Consider the following 18,042-nt stretch of genomic DNA (forward strand, 5'->3'; position numbering starts at 1 on the left):
TTATTTTTTTCCCTTTTATCCTGTTTTCCCGATGACCGAACCTGTCCGCCTGTCCAAACGTATGTCCGAACTCGGCCTGTCCTCACGCCGCGAAGCCGATGAATGGATCGCCAAGGGCTGGGTGCGCGTGGACGGCAAGGTGGTCTCGGAGCTGGGCAGCAAGGTGCTGCCGCACCAGAAAATCACCGTCGAGCGCCAGGCCGCGGCCGAGCAGTCCAAGCGCGTGACCATCTTGATCAACAAGCCGGTCGGCTACGTCAGCGGCCAGGCCGAGGACGGCTACAAGCCGGCCGTCACCCTGGTCAAGCCGGAAAACCGCTGGCCGGACGACCCGTCGCCGGAACAGTTCCACCCGACCCAGCTGCGCAGCCTGGTGCCGGCCGGGCGCCTCGACATCGACTCGGTGGGCTTGCTGGTGCTGACCCAGGACGGCCGCATCGCCAAGCAGCTGATCGGCGAGGACACTTCGATCGAGAAGGAATACCTGGTGCGGGTGCAGTACACCAAACCGGGCACGCTGCCGGACGCTGACCTGAAAAAGCTCAACCACGGCCTGTGGATGGACGGCAAGCCGCTGCTGCCGGCCAAGGTGCGCTGGCAGAACGAGGACCAGCTCAGCTTCACCCTGAAGGAAGGCCGCAAGCGCCAGATCCGCCGCATGTGCGACATGGTGGGCCTGAAGGTGATCGGCCTCAAGCGGGTGCGCATCGGCCGGGTGAAACTGGGCGACCTGCCGCCGGGGCAGTGGCGTTACCTGCGCCCCGACGAGCAGTTCTAAAGAAACACTAGTGCGAACGGCCGTCGTAGTGCTGCACGGGAATGCTGTCCAGATCGACGTTCTCGACACAGCGCAGGTTCACGGCCGCCATCGCATTCCCCTTCGGATCGATGCCCTCCCCGTAGGGATGGATGCCGCAGGTCGGGCAGAAGCGGTGCTTGATGACGTGCTGGTTGAACGTGTAGGTGCTGGCCGCTTCCTCCGGCGTCTTTAGACGCAAGTGCGCGCGTGGGATGAACCACAGCAACGAGCCTTTGCGCCTGCAGATCGAGCAGTTGCAGGCCAGCGCGCCATCGATCTCGCCTTCCGCTTCGAATGCCACTTGCCCGCAGTGGCAGCTTCCTTCGTAGACCATCCCATGCCTCCTTGTCGTGTCGTGGTCGAACCGGCATACCCTACCATACCCCGCGCCGCCGTCCGTCACGCGGTGACATGGATGCGGGCGCGGAAGAACTCCAGCAGGACGTGCAGCACCGCCAGCACCGGAACCGCGAAGATGATGCCGGCGAGCCCAGCCAGGTTGGCGCCCAGCACGACAGCCAGGAACACGAGCACCGGGTGCACGTCCAGGGCCTTGCCCTGCAACTGCGGCGTCAAGAGGTTGCTTTCTGCTAATTGTATGAGCAAGAACAGGATGCCGGTCAGCACGGCCGTCTGCAGCGAGATGGACAGCGCAAGCAGCACCGCCGGGACCGCGCCCAGCCAGGCGCCGAGGTAGGGGATCAGCGCGGTCAGCGCGACCCATGCGCCCAGCAGGAAGACGTAGGGCACGCCCAGCACATAGAGCGCGGCCGCCGACACGGCGCCCTGAACCGAGAGCGAAATGGCGAGCCCGCCGAGATAGCGCGACAGCGTGAAGCTGAACGCATTCCACAGCGCGCGCACGTCTCTCCGGTAACGGTGGGGCGAGGCATGCAGCACCATCTGGTACAGTTTTCGGGCGTCGGCCAACAGGTAGGCCGCGATGAACACGATGCCAAACAAGGTGGCCGCGGCCCCGACCGCGCCTGCGACAAAGGGCAGGATCGCGCCGAGAAAGCGGTGCGCCAGGTTCTGTATGAACTCGAGCAACTCGCCCTTGGCGTTCTCGACGAACTCGTTCACCGGCAGCGGCATGACGCCGGCCGCGCCGGAGCGCTCCAGCAGCCTGGGCAGCTGCCGGTCGATGCGCTCGGCGATCGCGGGGATGGCATTGGTCAAGGCGCCCAGCTGGTCGAGCAGAATCGGCAGCACACCGATGAAGGCGGTGATGGCCAGCACGCCCAGAAGCACGAACGAGATCAGGATGGCGAGCCATCTGGGCATGACGCGCGACAGGAGGCGGGCCGGAAACGACAGCACGATCGCCAGCGCGGCCCCGCCCAGGGCAAAGCCCAGCAGGCTCGGAACCTGCCAGAGCAGCACGGCGAAGGCGATGAATGCCGTCGCGGCCAGCATGTTGCGCGTGCGGCGGGAGATGTAGATCGGCGTCGGCGCGCGCGGCGGCGGCCGGCCTGTGCTAGCCAAGGGCGCCCGTCATCACGGAGCCAGCCAGGGACTTGCCGCGGCGAGCATCGCCTCGATGCCGCGCCCCAGCGTGGGCGTGATGACGGGCGCGAACTGCGGCGAATGGTTCGAGGGGATTTCGTTGGCCCGGCCCTCGCGCTGGAGCCGGTCGAACAGCTTGGGGTCGGTTCCGCCCACGGCCCAATAGACGGCCGGCACATCCCAGGCGCGCGCGAACCAGCTGAAGTCCTCGCTCGCGGAAGCCGGAACGATCTGGGTGACCTGGTCGTCGCCCAGGCGCGCCTTCAGGGCCGACACGACCTTGGGGGTCGCCGTCTCGTCGTTGTACGTCGGAGGAAAACGCGTTCCCTCCTTGTACGCCGGCGGCTTGGGCGCATTCGAGGCGGTCGCTTCCGCGTCGATGATCCGCCTGATCGAACCGAGCACGGTCTTGCGCACGTCCTCGTCGAAGGTGCGGATGTTCAGCCGCAGCGTCGACTCGCTCGGAATGATGTTGCCGCTGCTGCCCGCCTGCACCGCGCCGACGCTGACGACCGCGCCCTGCGTGATGCCCACCTCGCGCGAGACGATGGTCTGCAGGCGCATCACGGACGCGGCCGCCATCACCACCGGGTCGATCGTCTTTTCCGGAGACGAGCCATGCCCGCCGCGCCCGAACAGGGTGACCTCGAGGCTGTCGGACATCGACAGCAGCAGGCCCACCCGCGTGCCGATCTGGCCGGCGCGCAGGGGCAGCACGTGCTGCCCCATTACCACGTCCGGCTTCGGGAAGCGCTTGACCATGCCGTCGTCGAGCATCGCCCGGGCCCCCGAGCCGATTTCCTCGGCCGGCTGGAACACCGCCATCACGGTGCCCTTCCAGTTCTTGCGGTTCTCGGCAAGCATCCGCGTCACGCCCATCAGCCAGGTGACGTGCATGTCGTGCCCGCACGAATGCGCGACGAAGGTCGAGGCGCCGTTCGGCTCCTTCACCTGCTTCTTGCTGGCATAGGGGAGCCCGGTATCTTCCTTCATGTCGAGCGCGTCCATGTCGGCGCGCAGCAGCACGGTCGCACCCTGGCCGTTGCGCAGGATGCCGACCACGCCGGTGCCGCCGACCTTCTCGGTGACCTCGTAGCCCTGCCTGCGCAGCCAGTCGGCCGCGATTTTCGCCGTCCGGACCTCCTGGTTTGCCAGTTCGGGGTTGGCGTGCAGGTCCTTGTAGACGCCTTCGAGCTCGCGCAGGAGCGCCTCGGAAGGACGCGGAAACGGGCTCTGGTTCGCTTGCCCGCGATCCTGCCGCTGTTGCTGCTGCTGTTGCGCACGGGCCGGCGGCGGGGGCGCCAGCCCGAGAACGACGAGCGCCGCGCCGAGCAAAAGGGGCAACAGCCATGCCCGCCGCCTGCTGGCCGGCCGGGCAAAAGACGTCGGGATGCGCATGATGTACTCTCCTGGTGGGTGATGGGCGCCGCCTGCGCGGAGGGGATCGGCTGTCATGCCGCGGCACGGCTGCGGGCGCGCAGGGCCACGAGAACACGCGCGGCCCGGGACTGCCTCAGAACACGTCGTACAACAGCCCGACGCCGCCACCGATGAGCGCGCCGGCTTCGGTATTGCCCGAGAGGCTGCCTATTCCGCCGCCGATGGCGGTGCCGGCCGCGGTGGCGCACGCCGTGAGCGTGATCGGGCAGAGTATGAAGATGAGCGTGCCGAGTAAGCGCTTCATGAGAGTTCCTTCCACGTGTGATTCGACGCCTGCCGTGCGGCGCGCCTACTTTGCGGCAGCGGGGGGATCGACCATGTCGATCCAGATCACGCCCATGACGGGCATGTTGCGGCGGCTCGGATGGGCCTGGTACCAGCGGGTGACGCGCTCCGCAATCTGGTCGAGTGTCAAGGCCTGCAATGCGTCGCGGGCCATGGCGCCGGCCACCGGCGGCGGGGTGCCCTTCTTGCTCGCATACGCCGTTTCCATGGCGATCATGCTGCCGGCGCCGACGAGAAAGGCCTTGCGCACTTCCGGCGTGGAACTCAGCCAGAGTTCGCCATCGACGACCACAGGCGCGCGCTGCGCCCATGCCGGGCAAAGCGCCAGCGCCGCGACGAAGGCTGCCGTGGCGCGCCAGGCGCGCGGCGTCGGGAACAGCGGGGTATGCCTCATGTTGCCTCCACATGGTTCAGCGCAAGACGATCCGGCTCTGCCGCTCCATCGCGCTACCCATGTTTGCGGCACAAACGATATGACCCGGGTCGAAACGCTTTGTTCCTGCTCGACCGGCGCCGCAAGCCGGTGAATGCGCGTCCGCCCCCCGGGGCTGCCGGGGCCGCCCAGGCATGCGCCGCCCATCCTTGCGCTGCGCGACAATGGACACCCGACATCAGCCGAGGGAAACAGGCATGGAACCGGTCTACACCATCGGTCATTCGAACCGCCCGATCGAAGAATTCCTGGACCTGCTGCGCGAACACGGCATCGAACGCCTGCTCGACATCAGGACCGTGCCCAAATCGCGTCACAACCCGCAATTCGGGCAGGACCAGTTGCCGGAGTCGCTCGCCAGGGCGGGCATCGGCTACGAATACATCCGTGAACTCGGCGGCCTGCGCAAGGCGCGCAAGGACACCCCGAACGGCGCCTGGCGCAACGCCTCGTTCCGCGGCTACGCCGACCACATGCAGACCGAGGAATTCAAGGCCCAGGTCGACATCGTCGCCCGCATGGCGCAATCGACGCGCTGCACGTTGATGTGCGCGGAAGCGGTGCCCTGGCGCTGCCACCGCTCGATGGTGGCCGATGCGCTGGCGGTGCGCGGGGTGCCGGTCGAGCACATCATCAACAAGGGCAAGACCAGGCCGCATGCCCTGACGCCCTTCGCCCAGGTCGACGGCATGCAGATTCTTTACCCGCCGCAGGCGCAGCCGGAGGAATGAGAAAAGCCTAGTCGCGCCGGCGGTCCGCCAGGAACTGCCGGGCGCGCGGATGCTGTGGGTTCGTGAAGAAGTCTTCCGGCTTGGCCCGCTCGAGGATGCGTCCTTCGCTCATGAAGACGATCCGGTCCGCGACCTCGCGCGCAAAACCCATCTCGTGGGTCACGCACACCATGGTCATGCCCTGCCCCGCCAGCGCGCGCATCACCCCCAGCACTTCGCCCACCATCTCCGGGTCGAGCGCGCTGGTGGGCTCGTCGAACAGCATGATCGGCGGGCGCATCGCCAGGGCGCGCGCGATCGCCACGCGCTGCTGCTGGCCGCCCGAGAGCGCGCCGGGATAGGCGTCGCGCTTGTGCGCCAGGCCCACCTGCTCCAGCAGCGCCATGGCATATTCGCGCGCTTCTTTCGGCGCGGCGCGCTTCAGGTTGACGGGAGCGAGCGTGCAGTTCTCCAGCACGGTCAGGTGCGGGAACAGGTTGAAGTGCTGGAACACGAAGCCGATGCCGGCGCGCAGAAGATTGACGTCGACACCCCTGGCATGGATGTCGCGGCCGTCGATGGCGATGCTGCCGCCGTCGATTTCCTCCAGGCGGTTGAGGGTGCGGATCAAGGTGGACTTGCCGGAGCCGGACGGGCCGCACACGACCACGACCTCGTTCTTTTCCACCCGTTCGCTGACATCCACCAGCGCGTGATAGCGGGTAGCACCGGCGCCGTACCACTTGTTGACTTTATCGAGAACGATCATCGTTCACACCCTTTTCAATGAAGCTGCGCGGCGCGCTTGCCGCCCAGGCGGCGCTCGAGCAGGAAGGCCAGGCGGGACAGGCCGAAACAGAGGACAAAATAGCTCAGCGCCAGGATCAGGTAGACCTCGACCGCCTGCGTGAAGACCAGGGTATTGACCTGGGTGGCGATGAAGGACACTTCCGACAGGCCGATGATGTAGCCGAGCGAGGTCGCCTTGATGGTCGACACCAGCTGGCTGACGATCGAGGGCAGGCCGTTACGCAGGGTCTGCGGCAGCACCACCAGGCGCAGCGCCTGCGGGTCGGACAGGCCCAGCGAGCGGGCGCTTTCCAGCTGTCCCTTGGGAAGCGCGCGGATGCCGGCGGCCACGATCTCGGCCAGGTAGATGCCGTCGAACAGCACCAGCACGATCAGCATGGTGGTCGCCTGCCCGGTCTTCACGCCGGTCACGGCCGGCAGGAAGAAGTAGACCCAGAAGACCACCAGCAGCAGCGGCACGGCGCGCACCAGTTGCACCAGGCCGGCCACCGGCCAGCGGATGGCGCGGCGGCTGCTCACGCGCGCCACGCCCAGCAGCAGCCCGAGCGGCATCGCCAGCAGCAGCGCCCCGAGCGAGAGCAGCACGGTCAGCGCCAGGCCGCCCAGCGGGCCTTCCGGATACTGGCCGACCAGGAAGTACAGCCAGTAGGTGTCGATTAGTTGAACGAACGAATCCAGCACAGGGACCTCATGCCGGACGGACCGGATAGCGCCGCTGGAACAGCCAGGCGGCAAAGGAAATCAGGAGCGACACGGTCACATACGCCAGGGTCGCGAAGGTGAAGGCTTCCACGCTGCGAAAGCTCGCGGTCTCCACGCGCGCGGCCTGGTACATCAGTTCCGCGGCGCCGATGACGGTGGCCACGCTGGTGTCCTTCCACAGGTTGACGGTCTGCGACAGCAGCGGCGGAGTCGCGGCGCGCATGGCCTGCGGCAGCAGCACCAGGCGCACGCTGGCAAGGCGGCCCAGCCCCAGCGAGCGCGCGGCCTCGAGCTGGCTGGCCGGGACGGCGCGGATGCCGCTGCGGATGTCCTCGGCCATGTGCACGCCGCTGTAGAGCGACAGCGCGATCACCGCGCACACCGCTTCCGGGTTGTGCGCGTACAGGAACTCGCGCGCGTTCTCGGGCAGCAGTTCGGGAAAGGCGAAATACCAGAACAGCAGGTGGGCCAGCAGCGGTACGTTGCGAATCGCTTCGATAACTGTCGAAGCGATTGCGCGCAGCAGCGCGAAGCTCGAGGTGCGCATCACGGCCAGGACGGCGCCGAACGGCAGCGCGACGACGAAACTGCTTGCCGTCAGCTGGAGCGACAGGATGAGACCCTGCACCAGCCAGTCATGGTACTGGCCGGATTGCAGGATGCTGGGGTCGAAAAACTGCAAGGCGTTGCTCGGTCAGGCTCAGATCTTGTCGGTGCTGATCTTGAAATTGCGCTTGGCGATGTTGGCGCGGGTGCCCGGGCCGTACCACTTGTTGAACAGCTTCTCGGCTTCACCGCTCGCTTCCAGGCCGCGCAGGGTCTCGTCGACCACGGCCTTCAGGTTCTTCTCGCCCTTGCGCAGGCCGAGCGCGATCGATTCGACGCCGATGCTGGTCGGCAGAATGGTGAAGCCCTTGGCGGCCGGGCCCAGCTTGCCGTAGTCGGCCAGCAGCGAGGATTCGTCGTTGACGTAAGCCACGCCCTTGCCCTGGCGCAGGGCCTGGAAAGCCTGCTGGGTGTTCTCGAAGGTGACCACCTCCACGCTCGGCACCGCCTTGCGGATATTGGTTTCCTGGGTGCCGCCGCGCACCGTGACGACCTTCTTGCCGGCCAACTGGGGCAGCGCGCTGATGCCGCTGTTCGCGCGCACCATCACCTTCGAGCCGGTGACGAAGTGGGTCAGCGCGAAGTCCACCTGCGATTCGCGCTCCTTGTTGTGGGTGAGCGTGGCGGCCAGCACGTCGACGTGGCCCTGCTGCAGCTCGGGGATGCGGCTCGACACCGACATCTGCTTGAAGCGGGGCGTGACGCCGATCTTCTTCGCGACCGCGGTGGCGATGTCGATCTCGTAGCCGACCAGTTGGCGGGTCCTGGGATCGATGAAGCTGTTCGGCTCGTCGGTGCCCAGCACGCCGAACACGATCTCGCCTTTCTTCTTGATGTCCGCGAGCTGGTCGGCCTGGGCGGCGGAAGCGAACAGGCTGGCGGACAGGGCTGCTGCGCCAATGAGGATGTGACGGCGGGTGAACATGTTCTTCTCCAGACTACAAAAATGCAATCGCAGGAGTATACGGCATGCGCTTGCACGGCCGAACGATCAATTTGCCATAAGAAAATGCGTTCTCGACTATAAGCAGCGGGAAATCTTCGGCGCTGTTCTCGTTAGATGTGGAAGATGCCGATTGCCGCTCTGAGGAATCGCTCGGGCGATGCGATCCGTTCCCCATCGAGCGCCCAGCGCCAGCCGAGGTAGTTGGGCAGGTAGCGCGAGGCCACGCCGTGAAATCGCGACAGCCAGGCGCGCAGGCGCTAATCAACTTCCACACTTAGCGAGAACAGCGCCAAAGCTTCCGTCCTCCTGTTGACGCTCCGGCATGCTAGAGTGGCAAGCATTGGAGAATGCTTGGGAGGCAAGATGCTGGTCGTTACCTACAACGTGAATGGCATCGGCGCTCGATTAAGCGCCCTGCTCGACTACCTCGAACAACGCCGGCCGGACGTGGTCTGCCTGCAGGAGCTGAAGGCGCCGCAGGAGAAATTTCCTGAAAGCGCGATCCGCGAGGCCGGCTACCACGCGATCTGGCATGGCCAGAAAAGCTGGAACGGCGTCGCCATCCTGACCCGCGACGGCCCGGCCCAGGAACTGCAGCGCGGCCTGCCGGGCGACCCGACCGACGAACAGAGCCGCTACATCGAAGCGGTCTACCAGGGCATCGTCATCTGCGGGCTGTACCTGCCGAACGGCAATCCCGCGCCCGGGCCGAAGTTCGACTACAAGCTGGCCTGGTTCGAGCGGTTGATCCAGCGCGGCGCCGAACTGCTCGAGGCCAAGGTGCCGGTGCTCATGTGCGGCGACTTCAACGTGATCCCGACCGATCTCGACGCCTACAAGCCGGAGCGCTGGGTCGACGACGCCCTGTTCCGGCCAGAATCGCGTGCGGCCTTCGAGCGCCTGATGTCGCAGGGCTGGACGGACTCGCTGCGCGCGCTGCACCCCGACCAGGTGATCTATACCTTCTGGGACTACTTCCGCAACGCCTTCGGGCGCGATGCCGGCATCCGCATCGACCACCTGCTGCTCAGCCCCGCGCTGGCGCCGGCGCTGCGCGCCGCGGGGGTCGACAAGTTCCAGCGCGCCAAGGAAAAGCCGAGCGACCACGCCCCCACCTGGGTCGAACTGGACATGGACGCCGTGGTCCAGCCGCAGCGCTGAGCCTTATCGGGGAGCAGGCTTTGCGCTAACATGCTGGTCCGTCCGACGACCAGCCCCAGCCATGCTCACGCCCGAACAATTCCTCGGCTTTCTCACCGCCGCCATCCTGATCACCCTGTCGCCGGGCCCGGACAACATGATGGTGCTGGGCGTCGGCATCGCCAAGGGCCGCTCGCGCGGCATCGCCTTCGGCCTGGGCTGCGCGCTCGGCTGCCTGAACCATACCCTGCTGGCGGTGATCGGCGTCAGCGCCCTGATCGCAGCCTCGCCCGCGGCGTTCACGGGGCTCAAGATCGCCGGCGGCTTGTACCTGATCTGGATGGGGATTGGGGCGCTGCGCAGCCGTGGCGGTGCGCAAGTGGCGGGCGGCGTGCCCGACGAATCGGCACGCCGGCTGTTCTTCAAGGGCTTGCTGGCCAACGCCATCAATCCGAAGGTGGTGCTGTTCTTCCTGTCCTTCCTGCCGCAGTTCGTGGTGGCCTCGCGCGGGGATGCGAACTGGCAGATCGCGTGGCTGGGGCTGGTCTTTACCGTGCAGGCGGCGGTCTTGTTCGGGCTGCTGGGCTACTTTTCGGGCACGATCGGGCAGTGGCTGAACCGGACACCGCAGGCCGGGATGTGGCTGGATCGGATTGCCGGCGCCATCTTCATCGGCCTGGGCCTGCGCCTGATCGTGGCGCGTTAGCAGGTCGGGGGCTCGTGGATCGGGCAGCGGTTGAAGTTTGAGCGCACTTCCCGCGACGTCCGCATCACTTCGCTGCGCGCCCGGTTGATCGCCCCCAGCGGCCGGTGCGCGGCCACGCAATTCCACGGGTCGAAGGCGGTCTCGTCTTCCAGCCTGGGGGAGACCACCGGATCCCAGCTCTGCTGCGGCTGCACCACCAGCCGCGCCACCGCCACGTAAGGACTGAGCGCCTCCGGCCACTCTCTTGATGCGTCCTCGACCGGCATCTGGTCCAGGTCGGTGCATAGCTGCGCCCGCAGCTCCCATTCCCCGCCCTGCCGGGCAAAGTGCGCCGCCAGTGCCTCGCGCTGGGCATCGTCGCCATTGTCCAGCGGCGCCCCGCGCAAGGCCAGCAGGGAGTCGGACACTGGGGCCAGCGCAAACTTGGCCATGTAGGGCCCGTACAGGAAAGGCGTCTGGCTGTAATAGGTTTCGCCGAGCGGATGGCGCTGCGGCTCTCCGCCGATGCCCTTGACCTTCACGCTCGAGCCGCCCAGCGCTTCGATCGCGCCTTCGACCGTGCGCAGCACGCTTGACAGTAGCTTCTTGCCGGTCTCGAAGCCCTCGGCGCTGGCAGGCAGCAGCGCCCTGGCCGGCAGGAGCGACTGGGGATCGGGCAGCGCGAACGCGGGCGCGTTCACCAGCAGGAAATCTTGTGAATGGCCCGGCCGGGACGCGTCCAGGCGCTCGCCTGGCACCCCGATCACCTTGAGCGCGACGGCGCGCGGCGTCGAGATGCTGTCGGGAAGCTGACCGGCTGGCGGCGAGGACCAGCGCAGCAGCACCGCGTAGCTGCCCGGCTGTGCGAACAGGCCTTGCGCGTACTGCGCCGGCAGGCTGCCCGGCACCGTGAGGGTGCCACGCAGGAGGGCATGCCCCTTTGCGTGCACCGCACGGCAGGCGTGGCCCCTGGCTTCGGCCAGCTCGCCGGCCGAACTGGCGAAGGCGTCCTGAAGCGTCCTGATGGCGTCCGCCTCATCCTTCCGGACGGTTTCGCAAGCAGGCGTGTAGGCGATGGGAGAAATGCTGTGCATCGGGGCCTCCGTTGGTCGAAGGCCCCAATCTAGCGGATCGGCGAAAGATCCGGTGTACGCCAGCGCTTACAGCGTAATCGCGACCTTGCTGGCCGGCTGCTTGCGCGGCGCCAGCAGCACTTCCAGCAGCTTGTGGCGGCTGTTCCAGCTATAGGTAACGGCCCGTCCGTCGACCGCTACCCCCCGCGGCTTCTTCTCCACGTTGTGCACCTTGAGCGCGAAGCCGCGCTCGCTCGGGGCCTGCGCCTTGCCGGTTTCGGTCTGCAGGCCGATCTCGAGCCTGCCGTCAGCAAAGCTGCTGGCGAAGCGCACGATCTCGTACTTGCCCTTGGCGTGGGCGTCGGCCGTTTCGCCGTCGTCGTCGTACATCATGCCCTCGCCGCCGGCCACGCTGGCGTCATGGTAGTAATGCAGGTCGATGTGGCGGGTCGAGTAGTCGCGCGTGCTCTGCACCACCTTCGCCATCGGGACGAAGGCGCCGGCGCGGACGTAGACCGGAATGTGCGCCTCTTCCGGCTTGACCACCTCGGTGATGCCGCCGCGGTGCTTGGCGCCCGTATGGAAGTCGAACCAGACGCTGTTCTTGACCGGGAAGTGGACTTCCTTGCGGGTCGCCCCCGGCTCGACGATCGGCGCCACCAGGAAGTCCCGGCCCCACAGGTAGGTCGAGGACATGGCGGTCGCCTCGTCCTCCTCGAACAGCACCGGGCGCATCAGCGGCATGCCGGTCTGGCTGTTCTCGAAGCCCAGCGTGTAGTTATACGGCAGCATGGCGTAGCGCAGCCAGACCGCTTCGCGCGCCAGCACCTTGGTGCGTTCGGAGCGGAACACCGGCTCGGGCGCCACCTCGTCCTGCGCATGGGGGCGGAAGATCGGCTGGAACACGCCGTACTGCAGCCAGCGCACGTACAGCTCGTCGTCCAGCACGGGTCCCGCAAAGCCCCCGAGGTCCGAGTGCATGTAGCCCAGGCCCTGCATGCCCATCTGCAGCGAGATTTCCATCTGCGACTGCAGGCCGCCCCAGCCGCGGCTGACGTCGCCCGACCACGGGATCATGCCGAAACGCTGCGAGCCCGAGTAGCCGGCCCGCATCAGGATGAAGGGACGCTCGTTCGGGAAGTCCTTGCGGTAACCTTCCGCGATCAGGCGCGCCCAGTCGTGGCCGTAGACGTTGTGGACCTGGTCGGCGGTCTTTCCGCCACCGTGCCGCACCCAGGACGGATGCACTTCCGGCTCGCCCAGGTCGCCCCACCAGCCGCCCACGCCGCCGTTTTTCAGTTCCTTGTAGATGTTCCAGAACCAGTCGCGCCCCTGCTGGGTGTACAGGTCGATCAGGCCGGTGTTCCCGAAGTAGAAATCGTAGGTGGCCGGTTTGCCGGCGCCGTCCGTTGCCAGCACCCCCTGCTGCACCGCCTCCTGCCAGCGCTTCGAGGTCGTGAGGACGAAAGGCTCGGTGATGACGATGGTCTTCACGCCCTGCTTCTCGAAGTCGGCCATCATCTTCTCGGCGGTCGGGAAGGTGTCGCGGTCCCAGGCCAGGTTGCCCATCGTGCCCTTGACCTCCTTGCCGAACCAGTACAGGTCGAGCACGACGGCGTCGAGCGGGATCTTCTCGGCGGCGAATTTTTCCACCACGGCGCGGGTTTCAGCCTCGCTCTTGTAGCCGAAGCGGCTCGCGAAGTTGCCGAAGGCCCAGCGCGGCGGCAGCGGCTGGCGCCCGGTCAGGCTCGTGTAGTTGGCCATGACCTCAGGCCAGCTGTCGCCGGCCACCACCTGGTAGGTCTTGCGCCCGCCGATCACTTCGTAGCGCAGCGTGCCGTCCTTGCGGCTGTCGAAGTCGAGGAAGCCGACCTGCGGGTTGTCGAAGTGGATCGCATACTTTTTCGATGACAGCGCGACCGGGATCGTGTAGTTGAGCAGTTGCGAGGTCTTGCCGTAGCCGTAGTCGGCCTTGTTGTAGAGCTGGAAGCGGTTGCCGCGGCGGTTCATGCCGACCGCGCGCGCGCCGGCGCCATACAGGGCCTCGCCGTCGTCGAGCGCGAACTCGATGGTCTCGAACTTGTCGCCCTTGGCGTAGCCGCCCTTTTCCGCCACCAACGGCTTGCCCTGGTACAGGTAGCTGATGCGGAAGGGCTTGCGGTCGACCACGACCGCGATGCCCGGGGTGGCGAACTCGATCCGGTTGCCTTCGGCCTTCAGACTGGCCTGGATGCCGGCCGGCGGCAACACCACCGCGTGCGAGGCCGGGTCATGCTGCTGTCCATTCGGGATAAATGTAGTCTCGACTACATGGGCCGAATACGGCTTGATCAGGTAGCGGCCATCGTTGGTGGCCAGTTCCAGCGTGTTCTGGTTGAGGGTATGGCCTTGCAGCTGGCGCTCGGCATGCTGAGCGTAGGCAAGTGGAGTGGCCATCAGGCACAGGAGCAGCCGGGCGATCGTGGTTTTCGTCATGGGGTCTCGGTTGTTGTCAATGAGCGCAACCGAGAGCATGACAGAAATTCGCCAGCTGAAAAAGTGGCAATGTAATTAAATTACAGCCGGGTCGGCCATATCAGGGGATGCTGCGCCCCGGCACCGTGGCGCGCACCAGCCCGGCGAAGTCGTCGTACATGCGGGCTTCGATCGCGAGGCGGGCGCGGACACCGCGTTCCTCCAGTACCTGCTCGGCCGCGATGTAGCCGGACTTCTTCGCCCCTTCCATCGTGCAGGGCATGATGGTGCGGGTCCAGTCGCCGGCCAGGGTCAGGCCCGCAACGGGCGATTGCGCCGGCAGGCGCATGCCCTCGAAGCCGACCGTCGGGCAGGGAATCGCCATCGGCACCCGGTGCACGTCGGCGTGCAGCAGCCGCGCACGCGCGGCGCGCGGCGCGATCTCGGCCAGTTCGGCCACCGTCCGGTGCACGATCTCGGCGTCGGACAGGTGGTGCGCACGATGGCTGTAGATGATGTTGCTGGCGATGACCGTCGGACGGCCGCGCCAGCCCCGGCGGATCTGCGACAGGTCGTAGAAATCGTAGTTCAGGCGCTCCGGGGACCACAGGTGCGAGGCGAAGCGCTCGGCCTTGATGTCGCGGTCGAACCAGAGGTAGACGCAGACGTAGGGGCTCGGTTCGAAGCGCGGCAGCACGTGGAAAGGCGCGCGCCCGCGCCAGCGCGTCGGCAGCACCGCATCCAGGTCCTGCGGCGGCAGCGCGCTCACCACCTGCTGCGCCGGGAGATGCGTGCCGTCGGCCAGCACCACGCCTTCGATGCGCTCACGGCCCGCCAGGTAGGCCACGCCGCGGCCCTTGATCACCCGGCCGCCGGCACGCTCGACGACGCGCGTGGCCTGCTCGGTGTAGAGTTCGCCCAGGCCGACCTTGGCGAAGCCGAAATGCAGGCCGCGATAGCCGCTCAGCTGGGCATGGATGCGCATCAAGGAGGCGGCCGACACCCGTTCGAGCGGCACGTTGGTGACCACCATGGAAGCGAAACGCCACCACCAGTCGATCAGGTCTTCGGTCACGCCCAGCGAGCGGAAATAGTCGAGCCCGGAAATGCGGTCGAGCCCGGCCACCTGCTCCTCGCCGAAGCGCATGCCGCGCCACCCGGTCGGCGCCATCGACAGGTAGTCGCGCATGCCCAGGCCCGGCGCCCCCAGGATGCTGGGACCGAGGCTGAGCGGCGCCGGCAGCGGCCAGTGGCGCAGGTGGGTGGGTGTCGGCTTGCTGGCCAGGCTTAGGACCTTGCCGGGCTGCCAGCAAATCAGGTCGCGGGTGCCGAGGCGTTCGAGCAGCGCCAGCATGTTGTGGTATTCGGAGTGGAAGATGTGCGGGCCGATGTCGACCACGTCGCCGGTGACCGGCTCGCGCCAGCTGCTGGCGCGGCCACCGAGCCGATCCGAGCGTTCGACCACCGTCACCGCGACCCCATGGTCCGCCAGCGCCACCGCGCAGGCCAGACCCGCCAGCCCTCCCCCGATCACCGTTACCTGAGTCATCTGTTTGCTTCCCTGTGGCCGCATACACTGCGCAAGCGGCCAGTGTTGGGGAAGCGGGCGCGTCCTTCGGTTAGGGCGCGCACACAAGGCGGCGAAAACCTTAGCGCAGGTAGGACATCACGTTGTTCGCCACCCGGGCAGCTTCGGCATCGGTGAGCGGCAGGCTGCGGAAAGCGGCCCAGGCCTCGCGCGGGCGTACCTCGATGCCGATTTCGGCGTCGGAACCGTACAGCACCCGCTCCATCCCGACCTGGCGCAGCCGCCGCACCAGGCGGCGCGCATCGGCGGCCGACAGGCCGGGGCGGGCGAAAGCCGTGACGTCGAGCCAGACATGGCGCATGCGCGGATCCTGGCGCGCGGCGGCATCGGCCAGCACGGCCAGCGCCGCGAGCTGCGGGGCGGCTTCGCGTCCGTCGGGCCGCTCGCCGACATACGCCACCTGGACCGGGACGTCGGGCGCGTGCGGCAGCAGTTGCTCGAGCAGCAGGCGCGCCTCGCGCACGCCGGTCTCCTGCAGCTGCAGGACGATCGCCATGTCGCGCGCATTGGCCGAGCGGAACACGCGGCGCAGGCGCTCGACCTGGGCCGCGTCTTCCAGCAGGGCGCCGCCGGCGGCCGGCTGCAGCTTGATGCCGCGCCCGAACTCCGGGCTGGCGGCGCAGCGCGCCAGTTCGGCCAGCGCATAGTCCCTGAGCGGATCGACGCTGCACAACGCCACCAGCCGCTCCGGGTATTCGGCGGCCTGGCGCGCGGCCCAGTCGTTCTCGGCGCGCACCCGCGCATACTCCTCCGCCAGCGTGCGCGCCGGCTGTCCGTAAACGTAGGCGACCGACAGCACGGCGGCGCGTTCGATGCCGGCCGCATCCAGCTGCGCGATCAGGTCGCGCGCCGAGACCGGGCGCATGGCGCTGGTGGCCGACATATAGGCCGCCGCCGCGGGGCTGTAGACGTGCTGGTGGTGGTCGGCCACCGGCATCGCCGCCGGCAACGCCCGCGCCGGCGCAGCGGGCGCGGCCTTCGCCGCACCGCTCCAGGCCAGCGCCACGGCGGCGCAGCACAGGACGGAAAGACGCTTCATACATATACCTCGCGCGAAAAATGCCGGCCCGTTTGAGCCAGGCAAAACGCCATGTTATCGCATTGGTACGAACGCCTGTCAAGATTGCATGTTCGATGCGCCTGGCGTAGCATCGCCCGATCCGTGCCGGCATCTGCGCCGCCGCTCCTTGCAAGGGAAAGACATGAAGAACGACGTGCCGCCACGAGCGGCCCACCCCGTGAGCCAGACCCGCTCCTTCCTCACGATCGCCCTGATCGAATTGTGGGAGCGCTTCGGCTACTACGGCATGCAGGCGCTGATCGTGTATTTCATGGTGCAGCGCCTCGGCTTCGAGGACAGCCGCGCCAACCTGGTGTGGGGCGCGGCGGCCGCGCTGATCTACGTGGCCCCGGCCATCGGCGGCTGGGTCGGCGACAAGGTGCTGGGTACCCGGCGTTGCATGATCCTGGGCGCGCTCATCCTGACCCTCGGCTACGCCCTGATGGCGGTGCCGACCACCAACACCTGGATGAGCTTCTCCGCGCTGGGCGTGATCGTGGTCGGCAATGGCCTGTTCAAGCCCAACACCGCCAACCTGGTGCGCAAGATCTACGAGGGCGACGATTCCAAGATCGACAGCGCCTTCACCATCTACTACATGGCGGTGAACGTCGGCTCCACCTTCTCGATGCTGGCCACGCCCTGGATCAAGGACTACGTCAACGCCACCTACGGCAATCACCTGGGCTGGCACGTGGCCTTCGCGGTATGCAGCGTCGGCCTGATGGTCGGCCTGCTGACGGTCGGTCTGCTCCACAAGACCATCGCCCACGTCGGCTCGCCGCCGGACGCCGAGCCGCTCAAAATGCACCGCCTGCTGGCGGTGCTGGCCGGCGGCGTGGTGGCGGTCGGCGCCTCCGCCGTCATCCTCGAGTACCGCGACCTGGCGCGCGCCTTCGTCTACGTGGCCGGCTTCGTCGTGCTCGGCATCTTCATCCACCTGATCCGCAGCAGCCAGCCCAGCGAGCGCGCCGGCCTGATCGCCGCCCTGGTACTGACCTTGCAGACCGTGTTCTTCTTCATCTTCTACCAGCAGATGTCGACCTCGCTGTCGCTGTTCGCCCTGCGCAACGTCGACCTCGAGTTCACGGTGCTCGGCGCCCACCTGTGGACCTGGTCGCCGGCGCAGTTCCAGGCGCTCAACGCGATCTGGATCATGCTCCTGAGCCCGGTGCTGGCCTGGATCTACACGCGCGCCGGCAGCAGCGGCAAGGACCTGTCGATCGCCGCCAAGTTCGCGCTCGGCTTCGCCGTGGTGGCGGCCGGCTTCTTCACCTACGGCGTGGCCGGCGCCTTCGCGGTCGACGGCCTGACCTCCTCGTGGATCATGATCGCCGGCTACGGCCTGTACTCGCTGGGCGAACTCCTGGTAAGCGGCCTGGGCCTGGCCATGATCGCCCGCTACGTGCCGGCGCGCATGGGCGGCTTCATGATGGGCGCGTATTTCGTCGCCGTCGGCATTTCGCAATACCTGGGCGGGGTGGTGGCGAACCTGGCCGCGGTGCCGCAGGGCATGACGGATCCGCTGCAGACGCTGCCGGTCTATACAAGCCTGTTCAACAAGCTGGGCGTGGCGGCGATCTGCTGCACCCTGATCGCGCTGGCGGCGCTGCCCTTGATGCGCAGGCTGACCGCGACGCACCACGCGCACCAGTAGCGTGGCCGGGTCTCCCGGCCGCGCGTTCAACTCCCGCATGGCTTGACGCGGCCCGGTTATTCATGACCTGGTTGAACGCGCGGACGGCGAAGCCGGCTGCGCGCCCCGGTCCACCCTACGGTAAGATGGCGGATCAGATTTTACGGAT

The 18,042-nt window shown here is 67.2% G+C and carries 18 protein-coding genes and 1 pseudogene; 5 read left to right on the forward strand and 14 right to left on the reverse strand.

Going from position 1 to position 18,042, the window contains the following annotated elements:
* The first annotated feature begins 31 nt into the window (after window positions 1-31).
* Entirely contained in the window at window positions 32-778 is a 747-nt protein-coding gene (locus ACK4S9_RS02080) for a pseudouridine synthase (RefSeq protein ID WP_409720803.1), read from the forward strand.
* A 7-nt stretch (window positions 779-785) separates the two neighbouring features.
* Here ACK4S9_RS02080 and ACK4S9_RS02085 read toward each other — a convergent pair whose 3' ends face one another.
* From ACK4S9_RS02085 to ACK4S9_RS02105, 5 genes are all read right to left on the reverse strand, one after another.
* Entirely contained in the window at window positions 786-1,133 is a 348-nt protein-coding gene (locus ACK4S9_RS02085; RefSeq protein WP_409720805.1) for a GFA family protein, read from the reverse strand.
* A 65-nt stretch (window positions 1,134-1,198) separates the two neighbouring features.
* Complete coding sequence (locus tag ACK4S9_RS02090) at window positions 1,199-2,284, reverse strand: AI-2E family transporter (RefSeq protein WP_409720807.1); 1,086 nt, start codon at window positions 2,282-2,284, stop codon at window positions 1,199-1,201.
* 12 nt (window positions 2,285-2,296) lie between these two features.
* Window positions 2,297-3,703 carry an amidohydrolase gene (locus tag ACK4S9_RS02095; protein ID WP_409720809.1) on the reverse strand — a complete coding sequence of 469 codons (1,407 nt, stop codon included), beginning with the start codon at window positions 3,701-3,703 and terminating at the stop codon, window positions 2,297-2,299.
* Between the two features lie 115 nt (window positions 3,704-3,818).
* Window positions 3,819-3,989 carry a hypothetical protein gene (locus ACK4S9_RS02100; protein WP_409720811.1) on the reverse strand — a complete coding sequence of 57 codons (171 nt, stop codon included), beginning with the start codon at window positions 3,987-3,989 and terminating at the stop codon, window positions 3,819-3,821.
* A gap of 45 nt (window positions 3,990-4,034) precedes the next feature.
* A complete protein-coding gene (locus ACK4S9_RS02105; RefSeq protein WP_409720813.1) occupies window positions 4,035-4,424 on the reverse strand; it encodes a hypothetical protein in 390 nt (129 codons plus the stop codon).
* A gap of 236 nt (window positions 4,425-4,660) precedes the next feature.
* Here ACK4S9_RS02105 and ACK4S9_RS02110 point away from each other — a divergent pair, with 236 nt between their 5' ends.
* Window positions 4,661-5,194: a DUF488 family protein gene (locus ACK4S9_RS02110; RefSeq protein WP_409720815.1), complete on the forward strand. Its 534-nt coding sequence runs from the start codon at window positions 4,661-4,663 to the stop codon at window positions 5,192-5,194.
* Between the two features lie 7 nt (window positions 5,195-5,201).
* Here ACK4S9_RS02110 and ACK4S9_RS02115 read toward each other — a convergent pair whose 3' ends face one another.
* From ACK4S9_RS02115 to ACK4S9_RS02135, 5 genes and pseudogenes are all read right to left on the reverse strand, one after another.
* The gene (locus tag ACK4S9_RS02115; RefSeq protein ID WP_409720817.1) at window positions 5,202-5,942 is read right to left on the reverse strand and encodes an amino acid ABC transporter ATP-binding protein; all 741 of its coding nucleotides are present in this window, start codon (window positions 5,940-5,942) and stop codon (window positions 5,202-5,204) included.
* Between the two features lie 14 nt (window positions 5,943-5,956).
* Window positions 5,957-6,664, reverse strand: coding sequence for an amino acid ABC transporter permease (locus ACK4S9_RS02120; protein WP_409720819.1), 708 nt, complete (start codon window positions 6,662-6,664; stop codon window positions 5,957-5,959).
* 7 nt (window positions 6,665-6,671) lie between these two features.
* Window positions 6,672-7,367 carry an amino acid ABC transporter permease gene (locus ACK4S9_RS02125; RefSeq protein WP_409720821.1) on the reverse strand — a complete coding sequence of 232 codons (696 nt, stop codon included), beginning with the start codon at window positions 7,365-7,367 and terminating at the stop codon, window positions 6,672-6,674.
* An 18-nt stretch (window positions 7,368-7,385) separates the two neighbouring features.
* The gene (locus ACK4S9_RS02130; protein WP_409720823.1) at window positions 7,386-8,216 is read right to left on the reverse strand and encodes an ABC transporter substrate-binding protein; all 831 of its coding nucleotides are present in this window, start codon (window positions 8,214-8,216) and stop codon (window positions 7,386-7,388) included.
* A 131-nt stretch (window positions 8,217-8,347) separates the two neighbouring features.
* Window positions 8,348-8,494 (reverse strand): annotated as a pseudogene (locus ACK4S9_RS02135) (IS1595 family transposase); the annotation flags it as partial.
* A 106-nt stretch (window positions 8,495-8,600) separates the two neighbouring features.
* Between ACK4S9_RS02135 and xth the strand changes: the two are divergent.
* Both xth and ACK4S9_RS02145 read left to right on the forward strand, forming a co-directional pair.
* Window positions 8,601-9,398: an exodeoxyribonuclease III gene (xth, locus tag ACK4S9_RS02140; protein WP_409720825.1), complete on the forward strand. Its 798-nt coding sequence runs from the start codon at window positions 8,601-8,603 to the stop codon at window positions 9,396-9,398.
* Between the two features lie 61 nt (window positions 9,399-9,459).
* Window positions 9,460-10,083: a LysE family translocator gene (locus ACK4S9_RS02145; protein ID WP_409720828.1), complete on the forward strand. Its 624-nt coding sequence runs from the start codon at window positions 9,460-9,462 to the stop codon at window positions 10,081-10,083.
* Here the strand turns inward: ACK4S9_RS02145 and ACK4S9_RS02150 are convergent.
* The 4 genes from ACK4S9_RS02150 to ACK4S9_RS02165 all read right to left on the reverse strand — a co-directional run bounded on the left by ACK4S9_RS02150 (window position 10,080) and on the right by ACK4S9_RS02165 (window position 16,216).
* Window positions 10,080-11,156: a catalase family protein gene (locus tag ACK4S9_RS02150; RefSeq protein WP_409720830.1), complete on the reverse strand. Its 1,077-nt coding sequence runs from the start codon at window positions 11,154-11,156 to the stop codon at window positions 10,080-10,082. The genes ACK4S9_RS02145 and ACK4S9_RS02150 overlap by 4 nt on opposite strands.
* Before the next feature lie 66 nt (window positions 11,157-11,222).
* Complete coding sequence (locus ACK4S9_RS02155; RefSeq protein WP_409720832.1) at window positions 11,223-13,610, reverse strand: TIM-barrel domain-containing protein; 2,388 nt, start codon at window positions 13,608-13,610, stop codon at window positions 11,223-11,225.
* A gap of 100 nt (window positions 13,611-13,710) precedes the next feature.
* The gene (locus tag ACK4S9_RS02160) at window positions 13,711-15,162 is read right to left on the reverse strand and encodes an FAD-dependent oxidoreductase (protein ID WP_409720834.1); all 1,452 of its coding nucleotides are present in this window, start codon (window positions 15,160-15,162) and stop codon (window positions 13,711-13,713) included.
* Window positions 15,163-15,238: 76 nt separating this feature from the next.
* Window positions 15,239-16,216, reverse strand: coding sequence for an amidohydrolase family protein (locus tag ACK4S9_RS02165; RefSeq protein WP_409720836.1), 978 nt, complete (start codon window positions 16,214-16,216; stop codon window positions 15,239-15,241).
* A 163-nt stretch (window positions 16,217-16,379) separates the two neighbouring features.
* Here ACK4S9_RS02165 and ACK4S9_RS02170 point away from each other — a divergent pair, with 163 nt between their 5' ends.
* Window positions 16,380-17,894 (forward strand): peptide MFS transporter, encoded by a 1,515-nt coding sequence (locus ACK4S9_RS02170; RefSeq protein ID WP_409720838.1) that lies wholly within the window; start codon window positions 16,380-16,382, stop codon window positions 17,892-17,894.
* Window positions 17,895-18,042 lie beyond the last annotated feature (148 nt).

The sequence above is a fragment of the Massilia sp. genome (assembly GCF_046293535.1).
In the GTDB taxonomy this organism is placed as follows: Bacteria; Pseudomonadota; Gammaproteobacteria; order Burkholderiales; family Burkholderiaceae_D; genus Telluria.